General features: G+C 53.5%; 27 protein-coding genes. 16 read left to right on the plus strand and 11 right to left on the minus strand.

Annotated features, from left to right (window positions below; all coding sequences use genetic code 11):
• The 6 genes from AK59_RS1000000125170 to AK59_RS0120975 form a co-directional block, all read left to right on the plus strand.
• On the plus strand, positions 1 to 164 hold a 164-nt coding region (locus tag AK59_RS1000000125170), incomplete at its 5' end, for an HlyD family secretion protein (protein ID WP_029883722.1).
• Positions 165 to 236: 72 nt separating this feature from the next.
• On the plus strand, positions 237 to 674 hold the full coding sequence (locus AK59_RS0120955; protein ID WP_029883723.1) for a DcrB-related protein: 438 nt from the start codon (positions 237 to 239) through the stop codon (positions 672 to 674).
• 17 nt (positions 675 to 691) lie between these two features.
• Positions 692 to 4,894: an RHS repeat-associated core domain-containing protein gene (locus tag AK59_RS0120960; RefSeq protein WP_081852466.1), complete on the plus strand. Its 4,203-nt coding sequence runs from the start codon at positions 692 to 694 to the stop codon at positions 4,892 to 4,894.
• Between the two features lie 12 nt (positions 4,895 to 4,906).
• Positions 4,907 to 5,428 carry an SMI1/KNR4 family protein gene (locus tag AK59_RS0120965; protein ID WP_029883725.1) on the plus strand — a complete coding sequence of 174 codons (522 nt, stop codon included), beginning with the start codon at positions 4,907 to 4,909 and terminating at the stop codon, positions 5,426 to 5,428.
• Between the two features lie 298 nt (positions 5,429 to 5,726).
• On the plus strand, positions 5,727 to 6,272 hold the full coding sequence (locus AK59_RS0120970) for an SMI1/KNR4 family protein (RefSeq protein ID WP_050491998.1): 546 nt from the start codon (positions 5,727 to 5,729) through the stop codon (positions 6,270 to 6,272).
• Between the two features lie 25 nt (positions 6,273 to 6,297).
• Positions 6,298 to 6,564, plus strand: coding sequence for a hypothetical protein (locus AK59_RS0120975; protein WP_176490890.1), 267 nt, complete (start codon positions 6,298 to 6,300; stop codon positions 6,562 to 6,564).
• A 293-nt stretch (positions 6,565 to 6,857) separates the two neighbouring features.
• On the opposite strand, the gene AK59_RS0120980 is transcribed toward AK59_RS0120975, so the two are convergent.
• Entirely contained in the window at positions 6,858 to 7,757 is a 900-nt protein-coding gene (locus tag AK59_RS0120980; RefSeq protein ID WP_029883728.1) for a LysR family transcriptional regulator, read from the minus strand.
• 98 nt (positions 7,758 to 7,855) lie between these two features.
• Between AK59_RS0120980 and AK59_RS0120985 the strand changes: the two genes are divergently transcribed.
• Positions 7,856 to 8,578, plus strand: coding sequence for an SDR family oxidoreductase (locus AK59_RS0120985; RefSeq protein ID WP_029883729.1), 723 nt, complete (start codon positions 7,856 to 7,858; stop codon positions 8,576 to 8,578).
• Positions 8,579 to 8,670: 92 nt separating this feature from the next.
• Here the strand turns inward: AK59_RS0120985 and AK59_RS0120990 are convergent, their stop codons facing one another.
• The 3 genes from AK59_RS0120990 to AK59_RS0121000 all read right to left on the minus strand — a co-directional run bounded on the left by AK59_RS0120990 (position 8,671) and on the right by AK59_RS0121000 (position 10,807).
• Positions 8,671 to 9,144, minus strand: coding sequence for a GNAT family N-acetyltransferase (locus tag AK59_RS0120990; RefSeq protein ID WP_029883730.1), 474 nt, complete (start codon positions 9,142 to 9,144; stop codon positions 8,671 to 8,673).
• A 97-nt stretch (positions 9,145 to 9,241) separates the two neighbouring features.
• Positions 9,242 to 9,697 (minus strand): hypothetical protein, encoded by a 456-nt coding sequence (locus AK59_RS0120995; protein WP_029883731.1) that lies wholly within the window; start codon positions 9,695 to 9,697, stop codon positions 9,242 to 9,244.
• A gap of 228 nt (positions 9,698 to 9,925) precedes the next feature.
• Positions 9,926 to 10,807 (minus strand): LysR family transcriptional regulator, encoded by an 882-nt coding sequence (locus AK59_RS0121000; protein ID WP_029883732.1) that lies wholly within the window; start codon positions 10,805 to 10,807, stop codon positions 9,926 to 9,928.
• A gap of 105 nt (positions 10,808 to 10,912) precedes the next feature.
• On the opposite strand from AK59_RS0121000, the gene budA reads away from it, so the two are divergent.
• The 4 genes from budA to AK59_RS0121020 all read left to right on the plus strand — a co-directional run bounded on the left by budA (position 10,913) and on the right by AK59_RS0121020 (position 14,788).
• Complete coding sequence (gene budA / locus AK59_RS0121005; protein ID WP_014831009.1) at positions 10,913 to 11,692, plus strand: acetolactate decarboxylase; 780 nt, start codon at positions 10,913 to 10,915, stop codon at positions 11,690 to 11,692.
• Positions 11,664 to 13,385: an acetolactate synthase AlsS gene (alsS, locus tag AK59_RS0121010; RefSeq protein ID WP_176601416.1), complete on the plus strand. Its 1,722-nt coding sequence runs from the start codon at positions 11,664 to 11,666 to the stop codon at positions 13,383 to 13,385. The genes budA and alsS overlap by 29 nt, the downstream gene beginning before the upstream one ends.
• Before the next feature lie 20 nt (positions 13,386 to 13,405).
• A complete protein-coding gene (locus AK59_RS0121015; RefSeq protein ID WP_013097651.1) occupies positions 13,406 to 14,176 on the plus strand; it encodes a (S)-acetoin forming diacetyl reductase in 771 nt (256 codons plus the stop codon).
• A gap of 138 nt (positions 14,177 to 14,314) precedes the next feature.
• Positions 14,315 to 14,788 carry a cold-shock protein gene (locus AK59_RS0121020; RefSeq protein WP_029883733.1) on the plus strand — a complete coding sequence of 158 codons (474 nt, stop codon included), beginning with the start codon at positions 14,315 to 14,317 and terminating at the stop codon, positions 14,786 to 14,788.
• 101 nt (positions 14,789 to 14,889) lie between these two features.
• Here the strand turns inward: AK59_RS0121020 and AK59_RS0121025 are convergent, their stop codons facing one another.
• The 7 genes from AK59_RS0121025 to AK59_RS0121060 form a co-directional block, all read right to left on the minus strand.
• On the minus strand, positions 14,890 to 15,108 hold the full coding sequence (locus tag AK59_RS0121025; RefSeq protein WP_029883734.1) for a YgdI/YgdR family lipoprotein: 219 nt from the start codon (positions 15,106 to 15,108) through the stop codon (positions 14,890 to 14,892).
• A 196-nt stretch (positions 15,109 to 15,304) separates the two neighbouring features.
• Positions 15,305 to 16,264 (minus strand): glycyl-radical enzyme activating protein, encoded by a 960-nt coding sequence (locus AK59_RS1000000124675; RefSeq protein ID WP_072007044.1) that lies wholly within the window; start codon positions 16,262 to 16,264, stop codon positions 15,305 to 15,307.
• Entirely contained in the window at positions 16,227 to 18,608 is a 2,382-nt protein-coding gene (gene cutC, locus AK59_RS0121040; RefSeq protein WP_029883736.1) for a choline trimethylamine-lyase, read from the minus strand. The genes AK59_RS1000000124675 and cutC overlap by 38 nt, the downstream gene beginning before the upstream one ends.
• A gap of 11 nt (positions 18,609 to 18,619) precedes the next feature.
• Positions 18,620 to 18,943, minus strand: a complete 324-nt coding sequence (locus tag AK59_RS0121045) for a DMT family transporter (protein ID WP_050492000.1) — start codon at positions 18,941 to 18,943, stop codon at positions 18,620 to 18,622.
• Between the two features lie 14 nt (positions 18,944 to 18,957).
• Positions 18,958 to 19,296, minus strand: a complete 339-nt coding sequence (locus AK59_RS0121050; RefSeq protein ID WP_029883738.1) for a DMT family transporter — start codon at positions 19,294 to 19,296, stop codon at positions 18,958 to 18,960.
• A 117-nt stretch (positions 19,297 to 19,413) separates the two neighbouring features.
• Positions 19,414 to 20,217: a PhzF family phenazine biosynthesis protein gene (locus AK59_RS0121055; RefSeq protein ID WP_029883739.1), complete on the minus strand. Its 804-nt coding sequence runs from the start codon at positions 20,215 to 20,217 to the stop codon at positions 19,414 to 19,416.
• Positions 20,207 to 20,875 (minus strand): helix-turn-helix transcriptional regulator, encoded by a 669-nt coding sequence (locus AK59_RS0121060; protein WP_029883740.1) that lies wholly within the window; start codon positions 20,873 to 20,875, stop codon positions 20,207 to 20,209. Before AK59_RS0121060 ends, AK59_RS0121055 begins: the two co-directional genes overlap by 11 nt.
• Before the next feature lie 223 nt (positions 20,876 to 21,098).
• Here AK59_RS0121060 and AK59_RS0121065 point away from each other — a divergent pair, with 223 nt between their 5' ends.
• The 5 genes from AK59_RS0121065 (at position 21,099) to AK59_RS0121085 (ending at position 23,944) form a co-directional block, all read left to right on the plus strand.
• The gene (locus AK59_RS0121065; RefSeq protein WP_029883741.1) at positions 21,099 to 21,455 is read left to right on the plus strand and encodes a hypothetical protein; all 357 of its coding nucleotides are present in this window, start codon (positions 21,099 to 21,101) and stop codon (positions 21,453 to 21,455) included.
• Between the two features lie 150 nt (positions 21,456 to 21,605).
• Positions 21,606 to 21,731, plus strand: a complete 126-nt coding sequence (locus tag AK59_RS1000000125390) for a hypothetical protein (protein WP_261312964.1) — start codon at positions 21,606 to 21,608, stop codon at positions 21,729 to 21,731.
• Positions 21,732 to 22,167: 436 nt separating this feature from the next.
• Positions 22,168 to 22,545: a hypothetical protein gene (locus tag AK59_RS0121075; RefSeq protein WP_130626529.1), complete on the plus strand. Its 378-nt coding sequence runs from the start codon at positions 22,168 to 22,170 to the stop codon at positions 22,543 to 22,545.
• Between the two features lie 43 nt (positions 22,546 to 22,588).
• The gene (locus AK59_RS0121080; RefSeq protein WP_029883743.1) at positions 22,589 to 23,137 is read left to right on the plus strand and encodes a fimbrial protein; all 549 of its coding nucleotides are present in this window, start codon (positions 22,589 to 22,591) and stop codon (positions 23,135 to 23,137) included.
• A 108-nt stretch (positions 23,138 to 23,245) separates the two neighbouring features.
• Positions 23,246 to 23,944, plus strand: a complete 699-nt coding sequence (locus AK59_RS0121085) for a fimbrial biogenesis chaperone (RefSeq protein ID WP_029883744.1) — start codon at positions 23,246 to 23,248, stop codon at positions 23,942 to 23,944.
• Positions 23,945 to 23,963: the final 19 nt, after the last annotated feature.

Consider the following 23,963-nt stretch of genomic DNA (forward strand, 5'->3'; position numbering starts at 1 on the left):
ATAACAACGACGAGACCGGCGGGCTGGGTCTGCCCGACGTGGAGCCCACCTTCAGCTGGGTGCGGCTGGCGCAGCGCGTGCCGGTGCGCATTCATATCGACACCTTACCGAAGGGGGTTGAGCTGGTGGCGGGCCTGTCGGCGAGCGTGGCGGTGGGACAATAATCTGGGGATAGTCAGCCTTAAACACATATGCGAAACTTACCGCTTCTGAAAAAATGTGGTGGGACCCGCTCAATGTCAGAATCATCTTCGCAGTGCCTGTTTAATGAAGGAATGATCGCTTTTCCTGAGGGCTATCAGGATCGTACCGTCAATGTCTTCGCGCCGCCTGCAGCGGATGCGCCAGCATTCAACATCTCCCGTGATACCCTCAACCCCGGCGAAGCGCTTGCCGCGTATATCGATCGCCAGCTCGCCCTGATGGAAAAACATCTCAAGGGCTGGAAGCAGGGTGAACGCAGTGCCGCAACGCTCGGCGACGGCCTTTTGCAGGGTGAAATTGTCCACGCCAGCTATCTGCGCGACGGGAAACGCATCTGGCAGCAGCAGGCCGTGTTTAATGCCGAAGGCGATAACATTCTGGTGTTCACCATGACCTGCAGCCGTACGCTGGGCGATACGGACTGCGCGCTGTTCGGCGATCTTCGCAGGAGCTTTCGCTTCCACCATTAACACCAGGGATAGTCGTTATGTTTGAAGCTGCACGCGTTGGTGATGATATCGGCCACTCCGGTGCGCTGGCCGGGATGATTGCCGGAACGATTGTCGGTGGCCTGATTGCCGCCGCCGGGGGCATTCTGGCGGGGGCGATGTTTATTGCCGGTCTCGGCGCATCCTGCCTTGGCGTGGGTGTGCTGCTCGTCGGCGCAAGCCTGGCCGTGGGGTATTACACCGGGGAGCTGGCGACCGCCGCCCGGGACAGTATCGCCGACGCCGGGGCATCCAGTATGACGAAGAAAGGCGTCATCACCTCCGGCTCGCCCAATGTGTTTATCAACAGCAAACCCGCCGCCATCGCGACGGACAGCGCGGTGAAGTGCTCGGACGATGGCTCTCAGCAGATGGCCGAAGGCTCTAAGCGCGTCTCGATTAACAGCCAGCCTGCGTCCCGCATCGGGGATCGCACCACCTGCGACGCGAAGGTGATGACCGGCTCGGACAACGTCTTCATCGGCGGCGATCCGCAGCAAACCCTGCCCATTCAGTCTGAAGTGCCCGAGTGGCTCTATAAAGTCTCCGATCTTACCCTGCTGTTCGCCGGGCTTCTCGGCGGGTGGGGCGGTGCGGCCGGCAAAGTCGGGGCGCTCTCTAAGCTGCTGGGCAAAATCCCTGGGATCAATAAGCTGGCCCGTATCGCCTGCCGCGCTGGCACGCTGATGACCGGCGTAGCGGCCGCGGGGATCATCGCCCGTCCGGTGGATATCGTCAGCGGACAGAAGTTTCTCAGCGGGGATGATGAACTCGATTTCGTTCTGCCGTCACGCCTGCCGGTGCGCTGGCAGCGCTACTGGCGCAGCGGCAACCCCGGTGACAGCGTGCTGGGCCGCGGCTGGAGCCTGTTCTGGGAAAGCCGCCTGGAGCCCTATCAGGACGGGCTGGTGTGGCGTGCGCCGTCCGGCGATTACGTTGCCTTCCCGAACGTGCCGAAAGGGATGCGCACCTACTGCGAGAGCGAAAAAAACTGGCTTGAACATCACCATGACGACAGCTGGTCGGTGTATGACGTCAGTGGCGAGCGCTGGCACTACGCAGCGCTGAAAGATGACGCACCGTCACTGCTTCAGCGTATCTCAGAACCCTGCGGCAACGATATTCTCTTCGAGTGGAATGCGGATAATACCCTGCATGCCCTGACCGACAGCGCGGGCCAGCGTGTGGTCTGCCGCTACGACCGTGGCAGGCTCGCCAGCGCCTGGCTGGATGACGAGATTTGCCTGGTCAGTTACGCTTATGATGAACAGCGCCAGCTGGTCTGTGTGACCGGCCGGGGCGGTAGCGTGCGCCGACGCTTCCGCTGGCAGGACGGGCTGATGAGCGCCCACGAGGACGCCAATGGCCTGCTGAGCGAATACCGCTGGCGGGAGATTGACGGTCTGCCGCGCGTGGTCGGTTTCCGCCACAGCGGCGGCGAACAGCTGACGTTTGAATACGATTTTGAAAACGGCATCCGTCGCGCCATTCGTGATGATGGTGCGCAGGCGCACTGGCTGATTGACGACGACGACAACGTCGCGCGTTTCACGGATTACGACGGCCGCCAGACGACGTTTGTCTACCGCGACGGCGAGCTCAGCGATGTCATTCTGCCCGGCGGTGCGATGCGCTGCAGTACCTGGGATAAGTATGGCCGCATGACCAGTGAGACGGACCCGGCGGGCCGTCGCACAGAATATTACTGGTATCGTCTGACCGATCGCATCACCCGGACGGTCTACCCGGACGGTACTTCATCGCAGGCGATGTACGACCTTCGCGGTCGTCTGCTGTCGGAAACGGATCCGGCCGGTAACGCCACCGCGTATCACTATCCCGATGAGGAAGAGAACCTGCCTGAGAGCATCACCGATGCCCTCGGCGGCGTGGTACGTCTGGTCTGGAACATCCAGGGGCTGCTGACGCAGCGCACCGATTGCTCCGGCAGCGTGACCCGTTTCAGTTACGACCGTTTCGGGCAGCTGATTGCCAGCGAGGATGCGGAAGGGAATATCACGCGTCGGGAGTGGAACAACGCCGGGTTGCTGAGTGCCGTGATACATCCGGACGGCAGCCGCGAGTCGCTGGTGTGGAACGAACGTGGCCAGCTCACGGGCTGGCGCGACCCGCTGGAAAGCGAGGTAAGCTGGGCCTATAACGCGCTCGGTCTCCCGGTCAGCCTCACCGATCGTATTGGCCGCGTGCGCCAGTGGCGCTACGACCCGCGCGGTAACCTGCTGCGACTCGATAACGGCAACGGGGCGGAATACCGCTTCACCTATGACGCCGTGGGCCGCCCGCTCAGCGAAACGCGCCCGGACGAGACCGTGCGCCATATGGAATGGGATGCGCGAGGGTTCCTCTGCGCGCTCGAAGAAAACGGGCGACCTGCCGCCGACGGCGGCATCGCCCGTCGCGTCCAGCAGTTCAGCTATGACGACAGCGGGCTGCTGATCGGGCGCACTCAGCGCCACGCGGAGTACCGCTACGTCCGCGACCTGAGCGGCCAGATCACCCGCATCCGTCGCACCCCAACAGCCGAAGGCGTTGCCCTGGGTATCGAAAGCGATGAGATCGCTTACCGCCACGATGCCGCCGGGCGCGTGCTGAGCGAATCCGGCATTAACGGCGCGGTGGGCTATGAATGGGATGCCCTGAGCAACCTGACCGGCCTGACGCTGCCCGGCGAGCAAAAGCTGGCCTGGCTGCACTATGGCTCCGGCCACGTCAGCGCCATCCGCTTCGGGCAGCAGCTGGTGACCGAGTTCACCCGCGACCGCCTGCACAGGGAAATTCGCCGCACCCAGGGCGCGCGCGAGCAGCTCCGCCAGTATGACAGCCTTGGCAGACGTACCCTGCAGCGCAGTGAGCTGAGTACGGAGGTGACCCTTCCGGAGCAGGCGATACTGGAACGCCTGTATCGCTACACCGCACGCGGTGAGCTTTCTGGTGTCAGCGACACCCTGCGCGGTGAGGTGGATTACGGCTACGACGCCGAAGGACGTCTGCTGAAGTACTACGAGGCCCGACAGGGGCACAGCCGCGCGCAGTTCAGCTATGACGCCGCGGATAACCTCGCCGCCAATGACGATGCGGTACCGGTCACGGATAACCGCCTGCAACACTGGCAGGCGCTGTTTATGAAATACGACCACTGGGGCAACCTGGTCAGCCGCCGCAACGGGCTGTATGAACAGCATTATGCGTATGACGCCGAGAACCGGCTGGTATCCGCCCGCGGAACCGGGCCGGAAGGGCGGTTTGAGGCGCGCTATCACTACGACGCGCTGGGCCGCCGTACCCGCAAAATCGTCACCACCGCGCACGGCACCACCGAAACGCGCTTCCTGTGGCAGGGCTACCGTCTGTTGCAGGAGCAGCAGGAGAGCGGGCTGTGCAGTACTTATATTTATGACCCGAATGAAGCCTGGAGCCCGCTGGCGCGCGTGGATCATCTCCGAGACCAGAGCAGCGGTGAGATTTACTGGTTCAACACCGACCTGAACGGCGCACCGCTGGAGGTGACTGACGAACGTGGTGCGGTACGCTGGAGCGGCCAGTACGGCAGCTTTGGCGAGGTACGCCATCAGAGCGAAGGGTTCTCACGGGTTGTGAATCGCACAGCGATGGCGCATCAACCGCTTCGCTATGCCGGGCAGTACGCTGACGGTGAAACGGGGCTGCACTATAACCTGTTCCGCTACTACGACCCGCAGGTCGGGCGGTTTATTGTGCAGGATCCGATTGGGTTGAATGGCGGGTGGAACCTTTATCAGTATGCGCCGAATCCACTATCTTGGATCGATCCGTGGGGGCTAAGTGGTAAGCCGCTGAACTCTCCATTACTTGATAGATGGCTTGAAAAGGGCGGTACTGCATGGCAGGAGATAGACACTCGCACATGGGTCTACCAAGACAATATGGGGAATATCGTTAGGTATCCTAATGGGTATCCTGATTTTAAACCGTATGAAATCCAGAGCGTTGATGTTCCGGATCTTAAAGGCAATCACAGGCTTGGCCCTTCTGGAGATTTCGGCAAAGCGAATGCATTGGCGCCTAATGGCCCTGCAAATTTAGAGCTTAATACCTGGCATCACCACGAAAATGGAATAACAATGCAAGAGGTACCTAAAGAAATACATAATAACTTTACCCATAGAGGTGGAGTATCTAAGATCAAGAAATCATGTCCTTAGTAAGGAGAGCTTATGCCTATTTCATGCGGTAAACCTACAACTCAAGATGAAATTAAAATTTTGGAGGCAAAATTCAAAATCAGTTTGCCTGAAGATTATAAAGAATTCCTCAGGTTGAAAAATGGCTTTGTTGTAAAATCTCCGGATTTTTGTGAGTTGGAGTATGAAGGTGTTGATGAAGGGGTTATCGCCTTTTATGCCCTTTTTGGAATAAATATGAAAAATCCAAACCACGACATTTTTCGTCAAAATGAAAATTTTTTAAGTGAACTTGATTTCATTGATGATAAGTTGATTATTGGTGATGATCCTGGAGGTAACTTTTACCTTATATTAAATGGCAGTGAAAGCCAAGGTGTGTATTATTGGGACAGAACACATCTACATGCAGAGGATGATATCCAAGAGTTTGAGATCGCTGAGCAAAATGAGTGCGGAAATATCTATAAAATTACTAATGGCTTTACTGAATTTTACAAGAAAATATGTGAAACATCCCTTGATGCAGGAATGAATGTAACTGTTGATTTATGATATTTCAAAAATAAGCCATATTTAGAATGTGATTATGGCTTATTTTTTTTACATTTAGATGTTAGTAAATAGATAAATAGTGATAAAAACAATGTCAGATATGCTTGTATTTTACTATTGATAATAGCGTCTTTTTAGATAAAAAAGGCATTTCACAGAAAGCGACTCAGAATTTGTTAAGGAAAAAAATGCACACTCCACATCATCTGATTGAAACTACCATAATTCTTCTGCCGAGAGATCTTCATGCCAATGTGCCCCATATTGGCTACGCATAAGATATATGGAGGAAAGAACATTGTTGAAAAAATTAGAGCGCTTTGGAGCGAAATCGACACCATTACTATTAGATGAACTGAAAAAGAATTTACATACATTAGAAACATCAATAGGGCCAATTCCTGAAAGTTATCGTGCCTATTTACTTCATTTTGGCGTTTCTGCTCTTTTTGATGTAAATATTTTTTTCAAGCCGTTACAACCATCTCCGTGGTCTGATGAGCAAGGAAACGATACGCTTGAGTCTTTGTACGGCCTTGCAGAATCGGGTAAAGAATATACTGTCTTTGAAATGACTGATATATACCGGAATGATTTTCGCGATCAATGGTTACCGATAGGAGCCTCGTCTGGTGATAATCAAATCTGTCTTTGCCTCAAGGGAGGTATGTCGGGAGAGATTTGGTTTTGGGATCACGAGTCTGATCCAATATTCAATCATTCAGTAGTGACCTCCGGGCTGACGAAAATAGCAAACTCCTTCGATGAGTTTGTTGATATGCTTACTGCTCAGAATGATAAAATAGATGCATCAGGGGTAGTTAAAGTCGATCTTGATTTTTAATAAAAAAGTACTTGCGGTGATCCTGATGAAACCCATCTATTGCTGTAAGGTGGGCGTAGCTGGTGCAGGAAACATCACAGCAGCAACATCCGCTTATGAATTAACAAACGCTATTTGTTCCGTTCAACTCACAGAAGACAAACTTGTGATCGTGCTTAATGATGACGACGCAAAAAAAATTGGCATCAGAGAATATCACGTGGTCATTCCTGTAGCAAAAGACTCTAAATCCCTTGGAAAGTATCTAAAGGAAGTGTTTGATGGCAGTGATGTTCCTCTGGAATTACCATAACGCTTTATCTGCGACATGACTGGCTTTGTTGTCATCCTTTCTGATGATTCCAGGCGAGCCATGCCGAGTAGACGACACACATATTATTCATGCGTATAAATACTTTTTCTTAGCACATCGCATAATGTCCTCCTGATCGAACAGGATGCGGCTTTAAGAGCTGCATTGCCGGGTGGCGGCTACGCCTTACCTGCGAAAACCAATCATCAATTGCCATCATCAAACGAACCCGCCTCGACACTCACCGTAGGCCCGTGCAAGCGTAGCGCCGCCGGGCGCAGCCACGCCTCCGATTAAGCAGATTGCTGCCGCCATTCCCTGACATGGTCAATCAGGGCGCGGAGCTTTGGCGCAATATTGCGACGCTGAGGGAAGTACAGATAAAAGCCAGGAAAATGGGGAAGAAAATCATCAAGCAATGATACAAGCTGACCTCCTTCAATATAGGGCCTGAATGTTTCCTGAGTGGCAAGCGTTATGCCGCCACCGGCAAGGGCCAGCCTCAGCATCAGACGCAGATCGTTAGTTGTAATCTGCGGTTCAATCGCTAGGTCGAACGCTTTTCCGTTCTCTTCAAATGGCCAGCGATAAGGCGCAACATCCGGGGCTGGTCGCCAGCCAATGCATCGATGATGCATCAGCTCACGCGGGTGAATGGGTATGCCGTTGGCTGAGAGATAGGAGGGAGAGGCAACCACCATTTCACGTTGCTTTCCGGTAAGCGGAATAGCAATCATATCTTTTTCAATGACTTCTCCGAGCCTCACGCCAGCATCGTAGCCTGCTGCCACGATATCAAACTCCTCATCCGTGACAACAATATCAAGCGTCACCGCTGGGTTCGCAGCCGCAAACGAGGCGATTAGCGGACCCGAAAGAAATTCTTCCGCAATCGAGGTCACTGCGATCCTGAGAAGGCCACGTGGCATATCGTCAGAAGCCATATCATCGAATGCGGCTTCAATACCGGCTACCGGTAATGACAGAGATTTATGCAGCCGTTCTCCCGCTTCCGTTAAATTCACTGAGCGTGTCGTGCGCATGACCAGCATTGTCCCAAAGGCATCCTCAAGCCGTCGTATTCCCTGACTGACCGCCGAACGGGTAACGCCCAGCCGTGCCGCGGCCTTACTGAAACTATGCTCTTCTGCCACCGCGATGAAAACGGGTAAAAGGTTAAAATCTATCTTCATTGTTTAACGCTGCTAACCAGTGAGTCCAGTAAAAGCAGGGTACTGTAACTAATCATCAAGTTCTATTATCTCTTCGAACCCAACTGAAGGAGAGCATCATGGATAAAGTGATATTAATCACCGGCGCATCAAGTGGTATTGGAGAAGGCATTGCCAGAGAGCTGGGAACGGCAGGCGCGAAGGTTTTACTGGGAGCACGCAGAGTGGAACGTACCGAGGCGATTGCCGCAGAAATTTGCAGTGCGGGTGGTATCGCGAAAGCCCAGCAGCTGGATGTCACAAACCGACAGTCTATGGCTGGCTTCGTACAGGCCGCGCTGGATAACTGGGGCCGTGTTGATGTTCTTATCAACAATGCGGGCGTTATGCCGCTTTCACCGCTTTCGGCTGGCAAACAGGATGAATGGGAACGCATCATTGACGTTAATATCAAGGGCGTGCTGTGGGGTATTGGCGCTGTGCTTCCGCTGATGGAAGCGCAGGGATCAGGTCAGATAATAAACATCGGCTCTATTGGTGCACTTTCCGTTGTGCCAACGGCGGCAGTGTATTGTGCCTCTAAATTCGCGGTACGGGCTATTTCAGATGGTTTACGACAGGAAAGCTCTAAAATTCGCGTAACGTGCGTTAATCCTGGCGTAGTGGAAAGTGAACTGGCCTCAACCATTACCCATGCAGAAACCATGGCGGCGATGGATGTTTACCGCGCTGTTGCACTTCAACCTGCTGACATTGCCCGTGCCGTAAGGCATATCATTGAGGCACCGGAAAGCGTTGATACAACAGAAATCACCATCAGACCGACAGCATCCGCAAACTGAAGCACAACGCGGATCATTACATTCATTTTTATCTAAAAATATATTGCCCGGTAATGCATGCCTGGCTGGTAGCGTTTGCAATTGTTTTAGGTCTATTTATCAGTCAGGCTTTTTCCACCGGTGTAAATATCAGGACGCGTAATAGTCCATGCATAGTTTTCTCTGTTTACCGGCTCGTAGCCAAACTTTTCATAAAGCCAGGGCGCTGTGGTTGTAAATAACATCACCCTGCGGAGCCGATCAAAAATGGGGTGACTATGTATGCATTCCATAACCCATCTTCCGAGCCCTTCACCCTGATATTCTTCAAGCACATAAACATCGCAAAGGTAGGCGAAGGTAGCGTAATCTGTTATCAGGCGAGCAAAACCAATCTGATTTTCTTTATGGTAAACGCCAAAGTTAAGGCTGTTTTCGACTGACGCAGAGACAATATCCAGAGGAATGCCTTTTGCCCAGGTCGATCTCGTTAAATATCGATGGATGGCCTGTACATCCAGTTTTTCTCTGTCTGTACTCACCAGGTAGTTATTCTTACTCCATTCATATTTCTCTGAAATATTCACTTTTGTCCTGTCCATAAGGGAGTGGGAAATCTACCTTATCATTCGCTATCGAAATTGTAATGCCTGAATCGCCCGGGATTATCAGCCGCTACCTGGCTCAGTGCGCCGGAATATAAGGCTCTTTCACAAACTCCGCCAGCAGCCAGACCATATCGTGCAGCAGCCCGGTCAGGTCTTTTGCCACGTCCGCAGGCAGCGTACCGCCCCTTACCGCACGCGTAAGTGCCAGCGCATAATCCACCTGCAACGTCGTCTCCTGCCAGCAGTCCGGCACACAGGAAACGATCTTTTCCCCCGCAATCAGTTGCTCAACCAGATGCGAGGGGAGTTCTGCATCGCAACGTTCACGCAGGCGTTTCAGTACCGTCAGCAGACGCTCGCAAAGGGTGGCATAGGTAAAGGCATCGTCGGTTTCAACCAGCACGCTGACACAGGCGGCGCAGGTGTCTGCCAGTTCGAACAGATCCGCAGAATCGGGAAGGGGCAGATGAGTAAGGTGATACACCGCGCTTTCTTCAGCGAGCGAGTAAGAAAATCCAGGGAGAGTCGTCATTGAGCATCCTCTTCAGGTAAAAATGTCGCGTCATGCTTGTGGGTTCCTGGCCCCGGTTGCGGATGTGCCGCAACGCAGGCACTTTACGGCGGCAAAAAAAGGAAAGGAAGGGATGCCCCTGAATTACATAAGGTTGCTTGCAGGTTTGCGAGGCGGCTTCCAGAAGGGCATTGCCGGATGGCGGCTACGCCTTATCCGACCTACAAAAACCACCAACCAAACCGGCCGCTACTTCTCGCTTATCATCGTCAAGAACCGCCTCACCGTCCGCGAGCGTTCAAACCGCCGCCAGCACAGCGCGATATCGGTATAAAGCTCCGGTGAGCTCAGCGCGTGGTAGGTGACATTCGGCGGAGAGATGGCCGCCATCGATTTCGGCACCAGCGCGAATCCACCGCCTGCAGAGACCATGCTCAGGGAAGACGAGAGCTGAGACGACTGCAGCGCGTGCTGTACGTCTATTCCGGCCCGTTCGCAACAGCTGTAAACCCGGTCGAACAGGCCGGGCGCGACCTCCTGCGGGAACAACACCACTGGCGTATCCCGGAGCTGCTCCAGCGCCAGATCGCCGCTTGTTGCGAGCGGATGGTCGCGATGCAGTGCCACCACCATCGGCTCCCGGTCGAGGATTTTTAACTCGAATGCCTTGCTGCTCTCGCACGGCAGCCGCACGAAGGCGATATCCAGTTCCCCCTCCGCCAGCATCGCCGTCAGAGAAGACATATTGGCCTCCACCTGGTGTACCTGCACCGCCATGTTCTGTACCTGAAACTGACGAATGAGCGCGAAAATTTTGGGATGAAAAGCATCTGAACTGGTGATGCCAATCGACAGGTTGCCGTTCAGACCGCGCGCGATGCCGCGGGCTTTCTCCAGCGCGGCGTCGCTCAGCGCCAGGATCTTACAGGCGTCCTCGTAGAAGGCTTCTCCCGCTTCGGTTAGCTCCACACCTCTCGTCAGACGCCTGAACAGCGGCGTGCCCACTTCCTCTTCGAGCCGTTTGATCTGCTGACTCAGAGGAGGCTGTGAAATACCCAGCGCTTTGGCCGCCCTGGTGAAGTGTCGCTCGCGTGCAACCGCGACAAAATACCGCAGATAACGAAGTTCCATATCAAAAACGTCTCAAACCAGCATGGATTCTATATTGGAACTCTCTGCTGAATCGGGTCAACATTTATTTAACCTTTATAAATAAAGTTGAAGAGGACGAGCATGATGATGCACTCATCTGCCTGCGACTGTGAGGCGAGCTTATGCGAGACCCTGCGCGGGTTCTCCGCTAAGCATCCTGACAGCGTGATCTATCAGACATCGCTAATGAGCGCCCTGCTAAGCGGCGTCTACGAGGGGGACACCACCATCGCCGATCTGCTGGCACATGGTGATTTTGGTCTGGGCACCTTCAACGAGCTGGACGGCGAAATGATTGCCTTCAGCAGCCAGGTGTACCAGCTGCGCGCCGACGGCAGTGCACGCGCCGCGAAGCCAGAGCAGAAAACGCCGTTCGCGGTGATGACCTGGTTTCAGCCGCAGTACCGCAAAACCTTTGATGCGCCGGTCAGCCGTCAGCAGATCCACGACGTGATCGACCAGCAAATCCCCTCGGATAACCTGTTCTGCGCGCTGCGCATCGACGGTAACTTCCGCCACGCCCACACCCGTACCGTACCGCGTCAGACGCCGCCATACCGCGCGATGACCGACGTGCTGGACGACCAGCCGGTGTTCCGCTTTAACCAGCGCGAAGGGGTGCTGGTTGGGTTCCGCACGCCGCAGCATATGCAGGGCATCAACGTGGCCGGCTATCACGAACATTTCATTACCGACGACCGTCAGGGCGGGGGACATCTGCTGGATTACCAGCTGGAGAGCGGCGTGCTCACCTTTGGCGAAATACACAAGCTAATGATTGACCTGCCCGCCGACAGCGCGTTTTTACAGGCCAACCTTCACCCCAGCAACCTTGATGCAGCGATCCGTTCCGTCGAAAACTAACAGGAGAACTACCGTGAACAGTGAGAAACAGTCACGTCAGTGGGCGCACGGCGCCGATATGGTTGTCGGCCAGCTGGAAGCGCAGGGCGTGAAGCAGGTGTTCGGGATCCCGGGGGCGAAAATCGACAAAGTCTTTGACTCCCTGCTGGACTCGTCCATCGAAATCATCCCGGTACGCCACGAGGCGAATGCGGCGTTCATGGCGGCGGCGGTAGGGCGTCTGACCGGCAAGGCAGGAGTGGCGCTGGTTACCTCCGGGCCGGGCTGTTCCAACCTCATCACCGGCATTGCCACCGCCAACAGCGAAGGCGACCCGGTGGTGGCGCTGGGTGGAGCGGTGAAGCGGGCGGATAAAGCCAAACTGGTGCACCAGAGCATGGACACGGTTGCCATGTTCAGCCCGGTCACCAAATACGCAGTGGAAGTCAGCTCTCCGGATGCGATTGCTGAGGTGGTATCGAACGCGTTTCGTGCCGCCGAGCACGGCAGGCCGGGGGGCGCGTTCGTCAGCCTGCCGCAGGATATTGTTGACCAGCCCGCCACGGGCGCGATTTTACCGGCCAGCGGCCCGGCGCTGATGGGCCCGGCTCCCGAATCGGCCATTAACGATGTGGCGAAGCTCATCGATAAAGCCAAAAACCCGGTGATCCTGCTGGGGCTGATGGCGAGCCAGCCTGCCAACAGCGCGGCGCTGCGTAAGCTGCTGGAGAAAAGCCGCATTCCGGTCACCAGCACTTATCAGGCCGCCGGAGCGGTGAACCAGGAGCACTTCACCCGCTTTGCCGGACGCGTCGGTCTGTTCAATAACCAGGCGGGCGACAGGCTGCTGCATCTGGCGGATCTGATTATCTGCATCGGCTACAGCCCGGTGGAGTATGAGCCTTCCATGTGGAACAGCGGCGACGCCACGCTGGTGCACATTGACGTGCTGCCGGCCTATGAAGAACGCAATTATGTACCGGATCTGGAGCTGGTGGGGGATATCGCCGAAACGCTGAACCTGCTCGCTAACCGGATCGATCACAAGCTGGAGCTGAGCCAGCGTGCGTCAGAGATCCTGGTCGATCGCCAGCATCAGCGCGATCTGCTCGATCGCCGCGGTGCCTCGCTTAACCAGTTTGCCCTGCATCCGCTGCGTATCGTGCGGGCCATGCAGGACATCGTGAATAACGACGTGACCCTGACCGTCGACATGGGCAGCTTCCACATCTGGATCGCCCGCTACCTCTACAGCTTCCGGGCGCGTCAGGTGATGATCTCCAACGGTCAGCAGACCATGGGCGTTGCGCTGCCGTGGGCTATTGGCGCGTGGCTGGTCAACCCCGGGCGCAAAGTGGTCTCGGTGTCCGGCGACGGCGGCTTCCTGCAGTCAAGCATGGAGCTGGAAACCGCCGTGCGTCTTAATGCCAACGTGCTGCACATCATCTGGGTGGATAACGGCTACAACATGGTCGCCATTCAGGAAGAGAAAAAATACCAGCGCCTTTCCGGCGTGGAGTTCGGCCCGGTCGATTTCAAAGCCTATGCCGATGCCTTTGGCGCCAGGGGTTTTGCCGTGGAGAGCGCCGATGCCCTTGAACCGACGCTGCGTGCGGCGATGGATGTGAATGGTCCGGCCGTGGTGGCCATTCCCGTTGACTACAGCGATAACCCGCTGCTGATGGGCCAGCTCCATCTCAGCCAGATTTTGTGACTCACTATAAGGACAGAGAAATGCAAAAAGTTGCTCTCGTAACCGGCTCAGGCCAGGGGATTGGTAAAGCGATTGCGCTGCGCCTGGTGAAAGATGGCTTTGCCGTCGCTATCGCCGACTATAACGATGAGACGGCGCGAGCCGTTGCCGATGAAATCATCCGTAACGGCGGTAATGCCATCGCCGTGAAGGTGGATGTCTCTGACCGCGACCAGGTGTTTGCGGCAGTTGAGAAAGCCCGCACCGCGCTGGGTGGTTTCAACGTGATTGTGAATAATGCCGGGATTGCGCCGTCTACGCCCATCGAATCCATCACGCCGGAGATTGTCGACAAGGTCTACAACATCAACGTCAAAGGGGTGATCTGGGGCATGCAGGCCGCGATTGACGCGTTTCGCAAAGAGGGACACGGCGGCAAGATCATCAATGCCTGCTCCCAGGCGGGCCATACCGGTAACCCCGAACTGGCGGTATACAGCTCCAGTAAATTCGCGGTTCGTGGCTTAACCCAGACCGCAGCACGGGATCTCGCGCCGCTGGGGATCACCGTTAACGCCTACTGCCCGGGCATCGTGAAAACGCCAATGTGGGCGGAGATTGACCGTCAGGTGTCTGAGGCGGCAGGTAAACCGCTTGGCTATGGCACCGAAACCTTTGCCAAACGCATTACGCTTGGCCGCCTGTCCGAACCGGAAGATGTCGCCGCCTGCGTTTCGTATCTCGCCGGGCCAGATTCCGACTACATGACCGGCCAGTCTCTGTTAATCGATGGTGGGATGGTGTTCAACTAAAAACGTAATACTAATAAGCTCTGACATGAGTTTTCCCCTGCCCCCGTGCAGGGGCTTTTTTTTGTCTCCTCCGCCATTGTGCATTACACTGCGCGCTGCAAAACTTTAGTCATGACGATTTGACAGGCGGTAACAGCGATGAACGGTACAATCACAACGTGGTTTAAAGATAAAGGCTTTGGATTTATCAAAGATGAAAACGGTGACAACCGCTATTTTCATGTGATTAAGGTCGCCAACCCTGAACTGATCAAGAAAGATGCGGCGGTGACTTTTGAGCCAACCACCAATAACAAAGGCCTTTCCGCCTATGCGGTGAAGGTGATCCCGGAAAGTAAATACCTCTATATTGCAGGCGAGCGCGTGAAGCTCACCTCCATCAAATCCTTCGTGGTGTTTAGCGAAGAAGAGCCTGCGGATACGGGCATCGACAAAGAGAACGCGGTGCTGTCTGTCGGGCTGCTGATGAACAACATCAAACCGAAAACCGACAAAAAGCCGGGCGAAATGCGCACGGTGAAGAAGCTGGCGATCACCACCTTCCAGAACACCACGCTGATCTTTACCGAAGATGAAATCGATATCGACGCTACGGTTAAGCTGCTGAAGTAATCTGTTGCCGGGTGGCGTTTCGTGCATTCTGACCCTCTTCCCTGAAGAGAAGAGGGTAAAATGGTTGCCTGTTCAGGCGATCCACATCATTCCCGCAGGGGTTATTTCTCGATCATCTGAACAATTTGGTCGCGGTTGATGGCATGTTCATTTCCGGCAACATCTTCATAGGTAATTAAACCGTTATCATCATCAACTTCTGGTTTTCCATGCGTAATAATCATCTCACCATTTTTCTTCTGTAAGACATAGTCACTTGAACATCCTGCAAGGGTAAGTGACAGAAATACCAGACTAAAAACTGCAACTAACTTCTTCATCTTCATACCTGATTTAAAAAAGCCACGACGGGCCGAAAGGCGTTACTGATAATCCAGTCATTAAAATTGAGTCATCAGTAACACTGCATAGATTATGAATATAAAAATGAGCGAGCCTATGACGGCGCGGCGTTCAAGTGGCGTGACAACTTTTTCCTGTTTGTCATGGGGTTTCGTTAACATTCTTTTCTCTCCGTTATCCAGCCAGCGTACCCGAGACGTTCACCGGCAGGTGATAGTGCCCGGCAATATGAAGGAAGCGATCGACATTGGCGGAATGGCAATTCCAGCCGTAATCCCTGCTGAGTAATTTATATTTCCCTGTCCCGAAGCGGTGGTAGGGCAATAACTCGACACCCAGAAAATTGCGCCGTCCGTGGGTCAGTGAAGCAATTAACGCCAGTAACTTCGCCGCCTGATCCGGTGCGTCATTAAATCCAGGGATCACCGGGATGCGGATAATGATCTGCTGATCTCCCTGTAATAACCGGGCAAGATTGCGGACAATCGTTTTATTGCTGACGCCGGTAAAACGTTTATGCAGCGTGTCGTCTGCACTTTTTAAATCGTACATAATCAGATTGCAGCCAGCGGAAGCCTGATGAAGCGCATGCCAGGAGGCATAGCCAGCGGTTTCAAGGGTGATATGAATATCCTCGGTCTTCAGTCGATCAATAAGCGCCCGGGCAAAATTGGGCTGGGTAGCCACTTCGCCGCCGCTCAGCGTGACGCCGCCGCCGGACTGCCGGAACCAAATCTCGTCCGCCATCACCCGTTCAAAGACCGTCCCTGCGCTAACATGCTCACCAACTACGCCTATCGCGGCGGTGGGGCAGTGTGCTTCGCATAGGCCACAGCCTGTACAGCTACGGTCGCGTTCCAGGGTGTGAATATTCTCCATCCGCCGATGAAGCCCTGTCGGGCACAACGCCGCGCATTTGCCGCAGTGCAGGCAGCGATCAGCGTGATAAAAGAGCTCCCTGCCGGGGGTTATTCCCTCCGGGTTGGCGCACCAGGCGCAGCGCATCTGGCAACCTTTGAAAAAGACAATACTGCGGATCCCTGGCCCATCATGTAACGAAAACCGCTGAATGTTGGAGATCCAGCCGGACACCTGATCAGAAGGATCGCTGAGTGGTTCTGCTGATAATCTCATCCTGGACCTCTTTACTTAATTCAACGAAGAACGCGCTGTATCCCGCTACCCGAATCATCAGGTTGCGATAGTCGGCGGGATTTTGCTGGGCCTTACGCAGCGTCTCATCGTCCACGTAGCTGAACTGCAGCTGGGCATTTCCCAGAACGCTGGCGGTGCGCAGCAGGTGGATCAGGCTGTTCTGCCCCTCTGTCGTTTCCAGCATGCCGTACATCAGCTTGATGTTATGCACCATGCCAATGTCCATCTCTTCAACGTTAATCCGGCTGACGGAGTTGATAATGGCGGTAGGGCCGAGGTAATCCGTTTGCTGAGCCGGGCTTATCCCGTCTGCGAGCGGTTTACCTGCCAGACGCCCGGAGGGCAGTGCGCCGGTGATAAGCCCGAACGGCGTGTTATTGGAGATAGAGAGCGTGCCGAAGGCGAACGGCGCATACAGCATCCGGTACCGGCGGTGCTCCTGCTCAAGAAAACGCACCAGCTCCCGTGCGATCTCGTCCACGGCCAGAATGTCGTTACCGTACTTCGGTGCCCGCAGACAGGCGGTCTGGATCTCGTCGTAGCCGACAAAATTGTGGTCGAGTGCTTCTACGATCTCCGGCAACGTGAAGCGGGAGGTTTCATAGACCAGAGTTTTGATCGCCATCAGCGAGTTCACGCAGTCGGCGAGGCCGGTCCAAATCAGGCCCGGTCCGGCATTCAGGGAGGCGCCGCCCTGGGTGACATCTTTTGCCGTCGCCATACACCCGTCGATAAAGCATGACATCAGGGGCTTACGGGCATGCTCGGCGTGCAGTTTTTGCACAACCCGCGTGGCCTGTGCCGCGTTGCGAACGATGGCGGAGAGCTGGCTTCGCACCGCCTGTTCTACCTCTTCATACGTGGTAAATTGCGTCACATCGCCGGTTGCCGGGCCGCACGGCTTTCCGGCACGATTATGGCCGTTGCGCAGAGCCAGCTCGATGGCAGCCGTAAAGGTGGTGTAACCCACCGAGGTCCACTGGTACATTTTTCCTGACTTCTGCGGCTCGACGCAGCCCATCAGACAGTAGTCGCGGGCGTCTTCGTAGCTGAAGCCTTTATGTAGCATCATTCTGATATGCGCATCGTCAAAGTGGCAGGCCGGGAATCCCATCCCGCTGCGCACGACGTCGACCACTTTGCGCATAAACGGCTGGGGAGACTGGTTGTGGATACGTACCGCCAGCCCGGGCTGGTAGATTTTTAATTGTGCCGAGCAGTCCATGATCATCAGGGTCAGTGGGTTGGTGGCGTCGCCGCCTTCGCGTTTCTGCCCACCCACCACAAGATTGATAAAAGGCTGGTAACCCGCAAAGTACATGGCCGTCGGTTCACTGCAGATCCACAGGGTTTCGGCCATTTTGATCATCCAGCAGCAGAGCAGCTCTTCTGCCTGCTGCCGGGTGAGCGTACCGTCGTTGAGATCGCGCGCCAGCAGCGGCCAGAGATATTGATCGACGCGGCCAAGAGAGATGCCGGTCTGGTTCTCCTCCAGCATAAAGAGAGAGTGAACGAACCAGATAGCCTGCAGCGCATCGTGAAGATGGCGCGGCGGATGTTCCGGTACGTGACGACAAATGTCGGCAAGCTGCAACAGCTCGTCCCTGCGCAGAGGATCCTTTTCCGTTTCGGCAAGCTGCGCCAGGTAGCGCGAGTAGCGTTGTGCATAGGTCACTACACCGTCGCAGGTATGCTGCATAGCGGTGTAAAAATTGAAGGCATCGCTATAGTCGGGCGTGGTCGGATCGAGTGCAGCCAGACGTGCCGATGCTTCATCCCGAATCCCTTTTATGCCTTTGCCAAGCAGGAGCGTGTCGTAGCCCGGGCAGGAGTCGCCACCGCCGTTTTGGGTTTTGATGGTGACATCGCAGATCCCGTCGTCGTGGCACCACTCCCACAGCCCGAGCGTCGTGAGCCGGGTTTGCGCCATCTCGTCCAGCGAGCGACCTTCCCAGTAAGGAAACACCTCTTCCCGCAGCAAACGCCGTGTTTCATCATCAATCTGGTACGGGTCCTGCGCGCGATGGGGGAGGTTATCCAGCTCTCCGGCCACCCAGCGCCAGCTTATTTCAGGCGAGACTTCGCCGCCCCGTGCGCCCCCGGCCGGATGGCTGACGATCAGTTCATTATCGGCCACGTACAGGGGAGCCTTTTCACAGGCGCGGCGGAAGGCCAGCGCCCTTAACAGGGTGTTATCCATCCCGGGGTTTTCTTTATACACTTCGGTGACGCTGACGGCCCGGTATGCAGAGATAAAAGGCTTTGCCTGCAGGTACTTATCACGAAGCTGTATCACTCGCAGGGAAAGATGTTCTGTGTTCATGCTGTCTCTCCTCAAATGGCGATGACGATCAGTCCTGCCACAATGCTGCAGATCCCAACCTTTTCGAGAATGCTGCTGCGCAACTGGTAAAACAGGCTGCTCATGAGCGTAATCATGACTATCCCCATACCTGACCAGAGGGCGTAGGCCGCCACGGGTGAAATGGCTCCCATAAGCATCGACAGGGCATAAAATGAAATGACGTAGCACACCAGACATTGAATGGTTAGCGGGATATTTTTAAAGTTATCCGTTTTAGGGAGCAGAAGCGTGCCGATAACTTCCATCGTGACTGAAATAATCAGCCAAAACAGATAGGTTAATAGAGTAAACATAATTGTTCGCTGTGTTATTTATTTTGCTTAATCGCCAGGTTTAATATGATTATTCCACTGATGACCAGGCATAAACCCATCCATGCATTCTGCCCGAGCGTAAAATGAAAAATACGCGTCTGAATATAGCTAATGCTGAATATGCCGAACGCAGACCAAATTGCGTACGCCACGCCAATATGAATTCTGCGTAATGCGAGGGATAAAAAATAATAACTGATTCCGTAGCATATTATCGCAGCGGTTCCCACAGCAGGACGCTGAAAACTGTTTGAAAGCGATAATAATGTTGTGGCAATCACTTCAATGGATACCGCCGCAATCAGTGCGGTAACGCTTTTGGATAACGTCATTGAATTATTCTCACAAAATAAAATAATACGTAGGGATTACAATAAAACCGATGCCGTGTGTTCACCTCCCGGAAATGAATAATTTAAATATAAGAAATTAAACACACATCCGTGTGCTTACAGAATAAAGGTCCCTTCAATAACCAGACACGCTTCACCCGTCAGCGCGATACGCCCGTTATCCTTAATATGGCAAATCAGCTCTCCTTTACGGCATCCCCCCTGTTGGGCATGCAGCGTTTTCTTGCCCAACTTTTCACTCCACAGCGGTGCCAGAAAGGTGTGCGCGGAGCCTGTCACCGGATCTTCGTCCACACCTACCTGAGGGCCAAACCAGCGAGAACGAAAATCATAGGTGCGTGATGCAGCGGTAACGACCACGCCACGCGTGTTAAAAGTATTGAGGGCGGCAAAGTCAGGGTTAAGGGTGTCTAACTGCGCTTCGTCATCAATCACCACGATGAGATCGGCGGCTTGCCAGATTTCGCCTGTCCCTTCTTCCAGCCCCAGCGCGCTAAGCAACCCCTGCGGAGCCTCAATGAGAGAGGGGATGGACTGTGGGAAATCGAGCGTGAATTTGCCGCCGTTTGAGGTCACCGTCAGTTCACCGCTGCGCGAGAAGAAGCGAATGCTGTCGCCAGCACTTTCGTCACCTAACAGAACGCTGGCCGCCGCGAGCGTTGCATGGCCGCAGAGATCCACTTCCACCGCAGGCGTAAACCAGCGGATCCTGAAACCGTCGTCCTGTTTAACCACGAACGCAGTCTCAGAAAGGTTATTTTCTGTGGCGATATGCTGGAGAACAGAGTCTTCTGGCCAGGCGTCCAGCAGGCAGACTGCTGCTGGGTTGCCGGTAAAGGGGCCGTCAGAGAAGGCGTCAACCTGGTAAAACGGGATGCGCCGGGGGCTGTTATTTTTCACCCATCACCTCAAGATCGTTATAGACCGTATAGCGGGTCACTCCCAGGGCCTGCGCCGCGTGCTGGACACCGCCTCGCATTTTGAAAATGCCTTTAGCATGCATTTCCGCAACAATTTTTAGCCGCTGTGCTTTCTGGACTTTTTTACCCGGGACCGAATGCTTATCAATAATTTCCTGGATTGACTGCTCGATGATACCTCCCAGGTTCATATCCTGCGGGTCCGTCTCTGCAAGCGGGCTGACCGCTATCGCGTCCAGGTACTTGCGCATTTGCTCATAAGGGGAGGTATCGACATTGATGCAAAAGGCCATTAACGGTACCCCTTCATCACTGTAGTAAATGGTTGAGGCGCTGTTCAGGATCTTCCCGGATGCAGTGACGGTTTTATAATTTTTGACTGTAACCGGGGTGCTGTCCTGGCTGTTTTTCAGCAGCAGAGCAAAGCCTTTGTCCTTTTCAGGACCGGATAAGAGATTGTCACCCGCCTTTCTACCGCTCACATGCCCGTTGATAATTTTTACAACGGACTGTTCAGGTGTGGTCAGGTTATGTAACACAATCTCCTGGTTCGCCGACAACGTACCTGCCAGTGCTTCCATTGCCGCTTCCAGTGGCCCGGAAATCAGTTCAATATGTTTCGCGTAATCTGATTTCATTCGTGTTCCTCTCTATCCGGCATGGTCAGATGTTATGTTTAATCGCTCGTTTTCATTTCCGTCCCTTGCCATTCCTGGCTGAGACGGCCTCTCCGTAGCGTCAAATTATACCTGTTATGTTTAAATATCAACAAAAAGTTGATGTTGGTGTTATGTGCGCGTAGATTTCAGGGTTCACCGTACGGTTAAAGAGACCGGAACAGCATAATTTTTAAGGAATACGATGAAGATCCTGAGCGTAATGGTGGCCGTAGTGCTGCTGACAGCATGCCAGCTGGTACGGCCTTTTGGCGAGGCTACGACCTATCAACCCTTCACTGTTTCTGCCCATCCCGGGCTGGATGGGCGCTATCTCTGTATGCGAAGCGCACTCATCGCGGAAGGCTACGACGTGGAGCTGATTTTCCCTGAGCGGGATGCCCCCAACTTTTTTGATATTGCTAAAGGAGACAGGCTGATTGCCAAGATCGATATGTCTCATACAACGGGGGCAAACTTTATCGATATTACCCTCATCTCTGGTGCAAAACAGACCAATGCAGAACTTGCTCGGGTGTTAACACCCTGTGTTGGCGGGTGATTGTCGAAATAGTGGGACATGTGGGCGGCAGGGCGACGGTTCTCCCTTCCCGTATCGTCCGCGTAACTGAGAAGCTGTAATTCAACAAAAAGTTGATTATTAGTCATTGTGTTTATAATATACCCCCACTGGCATCCGTAAGGGGGGTATATGAACAGCGATCGTCAAAAGAACACCGGCTGGAGCAAATGGTCAGAGCGAGGCTTCGTTTATACCGTCGTTCTGCTTTGCATCATCAACTACGTTTACCAGCTCTTTCGCATATTCTCTGCCTGAGGTCCGCCGTCTAATGTCAGACGGGTGAGAAAGAGGCATTTTCCCGCCTGACAAAAACAAATGAAGCATTAGTTAAGCTGTTATTACTTTTCGTAATCAGTATAAATCGCTAAAAAAAATAGTTTTTCAGACAAAAAACCTCACAAATTTAGTGGTAATTACAATTCAACATTATCATTTATAAACTGTGGAATTATAAATTGGAGTGGTTTTTTGCTTCATTTTTCTTTCTGTTTTTGGTGTGTTTGACTGCTTTTTTGCATTTTATGTGGTTAAAGGGGTTGGTTTTTTCACTGATTGACACATTTATCGTTACTAAACACAATATAACCTCACAGTGATAGTGGTATTAATCCTGAAGCCAGTTTAGGGAGGTATTCGTATAAAAAAGAATAGGGATCTTGTCGCCTGTCAGGCAGCGTGTAGCGGTTATATTGTGGAATTTAATAATGGCTCCCGCCTCTGGATAAACCGGGAAACATTGCTTGTCGGATGGATTGATAATTCGCAGGCACCCCGAAAAGGAGGGATGCGCTTTCAGAAGACAAAGATGAATCTTTTTGCCTATCTTCTGGAGCACGCAGTCCGAAAAGAGATCAGCCGCGATGAATTATTACATCAGGTATGGGAAAAGTACGGCCTTAAGTCATCCAGCAGGCAATTGTGGCATGCAATAGGCCAGCTGAAACTCAGCCTGTTTACATTGGGTATCCCTTACGAATTTATTTCGTCAAATAAAGGGAAGACCTATTCGCTCGAAAAAGTGAAGGTCTTCTTTATTACCCAGGCTGAGATTAATGATGAAGCATTTTAAGAATGCATAAGCAACTTAACTTTTTTTAAATGAGATTGTAAGGATGTCTAATCACTTTAAGATATTTCTGGCGGTATGCACTTATGCCATCACCAGCACTCTGGTTTATGCCGCGAGTTCGGGGACGATCACCTTTACCGGTTCGGTAAACAGTGAGACCTGTGCGGCGGTGGTAAATAATGGTAGTGCTGATGGCACGGTATCTTTACCCGCCGTACCGACCTCAGCATTAAGTGCAGCAGGAGCGACAGCGGGGGCAACCGCGTTCACCATTAATTTGACCGGTTGTGACCCTGCAAATACTAAAACCCGCGCTTTTTTTGAAGCGGGGGGACAGGTTAACAGCGCCGGGCGCTTAAACAACTCGGATACCGCCGGGGCAACAAACGTGGAGCTGGAATTGCTTGATGTGGATGACAACAGCTCCGTCATTATGGCGGGTGACTATGCTTCACAGTCCACGTCCGGAACCACGATTGATGCGTCGTCCAGTACCGGCACGCTGAATTATGCCGTCCGTTATTATGCGACCGGGGCGGCGACATCCGGGGCAGTAGCCAGCTCTGTGACTTACAGTATTATTTATCTCTGATTTAATCGCACAGTACGGATATAACAATAATTAAACAAGGAGTGTGTTCTTCTTGAGGTCTGTCGTCGGCCTGAGGAATCAGGCCGTTTTTTACCAGAATGGAACAATATGAAATTAAAATTTATCGGTACGCTTATTTTATTCTGTTTTTTTAACCATATCGCTGCGGCAGCGATCTCTCTTTCCGGAACGCGCGTTATCTATCCGCAGGGAAAAAAAGAGATAGCGCTGGAAATTAAAAATCATGGCTCACAGCCGGTGCTGACCCAAAACTGGATAGATGACGGAAACAGTGAGGCATCACCCGACAAATTAAATACGCCTTTTGTAATTACGCCGCCTATCGCCAGAATTAACCCGGAACAGGGGCAGTCATTGCGTATATCTGCTGTGGAAAATACGTTACCCCGGGACCGGGAATCGGTTTTCTGGGTCAATGTACTGGAAATTCCGGCGGTCAATAAAACGGCGGTAAATAAACTGCAAATGGCTTTCCGGACACGCATTAAATTATTTTATCGTCCTGAAGGCCTTGCCGGAACACCTGAAAAAGCCGCGCAGCAGCTCAGCTGGCGAAAAGTATCTGCCACGCAGCTGGAAGCAATCAATAACACGCCCTGGAGCGTTTCTCTGGCAGCGGTGGTATCCGGCAACTGGAAGACGGTGGGGGATGTCGTGCCTGCCTGGGGTAAAAAAACGTTCACGATAAAACGCGGACATGCTCTCGCCTCCGGCGGAGAAATCACCTGGACATATATCAATGATTATGGTGCTGAGCGTTCCGCAAATGGTCTCCTGAAAAATTAATTCACAGGATTCGGATGTT

It is taken from the genome of Enterobacter sp. T1-1 (assembly GCF_000710795.1).
Lineage (GTDB): Bacteria > Pseudomonadota > Gammaproteobacteria > Enterobacterales > Enterobacteriaceae > Enterobacter > Enterobacter cloacae.

Bases quoted from the DNA above. Each gene is read 5' to 3' on its own strand.
- AK59_RS0120985 (WP_029883729.1), top strand. From the start codon at position 7,856: ATGGATAAAGTGATATTAATCACCGGCGCATCAAGTGGTATTGGAGAA.
- AK59_RS0121060 (WP_029883740.1), bottom strand. From the start codon at position 20,875: ATGAAATCAGATTACGCGAAACATATTGAACTGATTTCCGGGCCACTG.
- AK59_RS0121045 (WP_050492000.1), bottom strand. From the start codon at position 18,943: ATGTTTACTCTATTAACCTATCTGTTTTGGCTGATTATTTCAGTCACG.
- AK59_RS0121020 (WP_029883733.1), top strand. From the start codon at position 14,315: ATGAACGGTACAATCACAACGTGGTTTAAAGATAAAGGCTTTGGATTT.
- AK59_RS0121015 (WP_013097651.1), top strand. From the start codon at position 13,406: ATGCAAAAAGTTGCTCTCGTAACCGGCTCAGGCCAGGGGATTGGTAAA.
- AK59_RS0121085 (WP_029883744.1), top strand. From the start codon at position 23,246: ATGAAATTAAAATTTATCGGTACGCTTATTTTATTCTGTTTTTTTAAC.
- AK59_RS0121000 (WP_029883732.1), bottom strand. From the start codon at position 10,807: ATGGAACTTCGTTATCTGCGGTATTTTGTCGCGGTTGCACGCGAGCGA.
- cutC (WP_029883736.1), bottom strand. From the start codon at position 18,608: ATGAACACAGAACATCTTTCCCTGCGAGTGATACAGCTTCGTGATAAG.
- budA (WP_014831009.1), top strand. From the start codon at position 10,913: ATGATGCACTCATCTGCCTGCGACTGTGAGGCGAGCTTATGCGAGACC.
- AK59_RS0120955 (WP_029883723.1), top strand. From the start codon at position 237: ATGTCAGAATCATCTTCGCAGTGCCTGTTTAATGAAGGAATGATCGCT.
- AK59_RS1000000124675 (WP_072007044.1), bottom strand. From the start codon at position 16,264: ATGAGATTATCAGCAGAACCACTCAGCGATCCTTCTGATCAGGTGTCC.
- AK59_RS0121050 (WP_029883738.1), bottom strand. From the start codon at position 19,296: ATGACGTTATCCAAAAGCGTTACCGCACTGATTGCGGCGGTATCCATT.
- AK59_RS0121025 (WP_029883734.1), bottom strand. From the start codon at position 15,108: ATGAAGAAGTTAGTTGCAGTTTTTAGTCTGGTATTTCTGTCACTTACC.
- AK59_RS0121080 (WP_029883743.1), top strand. From the start codon at position 22,589: ATGTCTAATCACTTTAAGATATTTCTGGCGGTATGCACTTATGCCATC.
- AK59_RS0121065 (WP_029883741.1), top strand. From the start codon at position 21,099: ATGAAGATCCTGAGCGTAATGGTGGCCGTAGTGCTGCTGACAGCATGC.
- AK59_RS0120975 (WP_176490890.1), top strand. From the start codon at position 6,298: ATGAAACCCATCTATTGCTGTAAGGTGGGCGTAGCTGGTGCAGGAAAC.
- AK59_RS0120980 (WP_029883728.1), bottom strand. From the start codon at position 7,757: ATGAAGATAGATTTTAACCTTTTACCCGTTTTCATCGCGGTGGCAGAA.
- AK59_RS0120995 (WP_029883731.1), bottom strand. From the start codon at position 9,697: ATGACGACTCTCCCTGGATTTTCTTACTCGCTCGCTGAAGAAAGCGCG.
- AK59_RS0120965 (WP_029883725.1), top strand. From the start codon at position 4,907: ATGCCTATTTCATGCGGTAAACCTACAACTCAAGATGAAATTAAAATT.
- AK59_RS0120960 (WP_081852466.1), top strand. From the start codon at position 692: ATGTTTGAAGCTGCACGCGTTGGTGATGATATCGGCCACTCCGGTGCG.
- alsS (WP_176601416.1), top strand. From the start codon at position 11,664: ATGCAGCGATCCGTTCCGTCGAAAACTAACAGGAGAACTACCGTGAAC.
- AK59_RS1000000125390 (WP_261312964.1), top strand. From the start codon at position 21,606: ATGAACAGCGATCGTCAAAAGAACACCGGCTGGAGCAAATGGTCAGAG.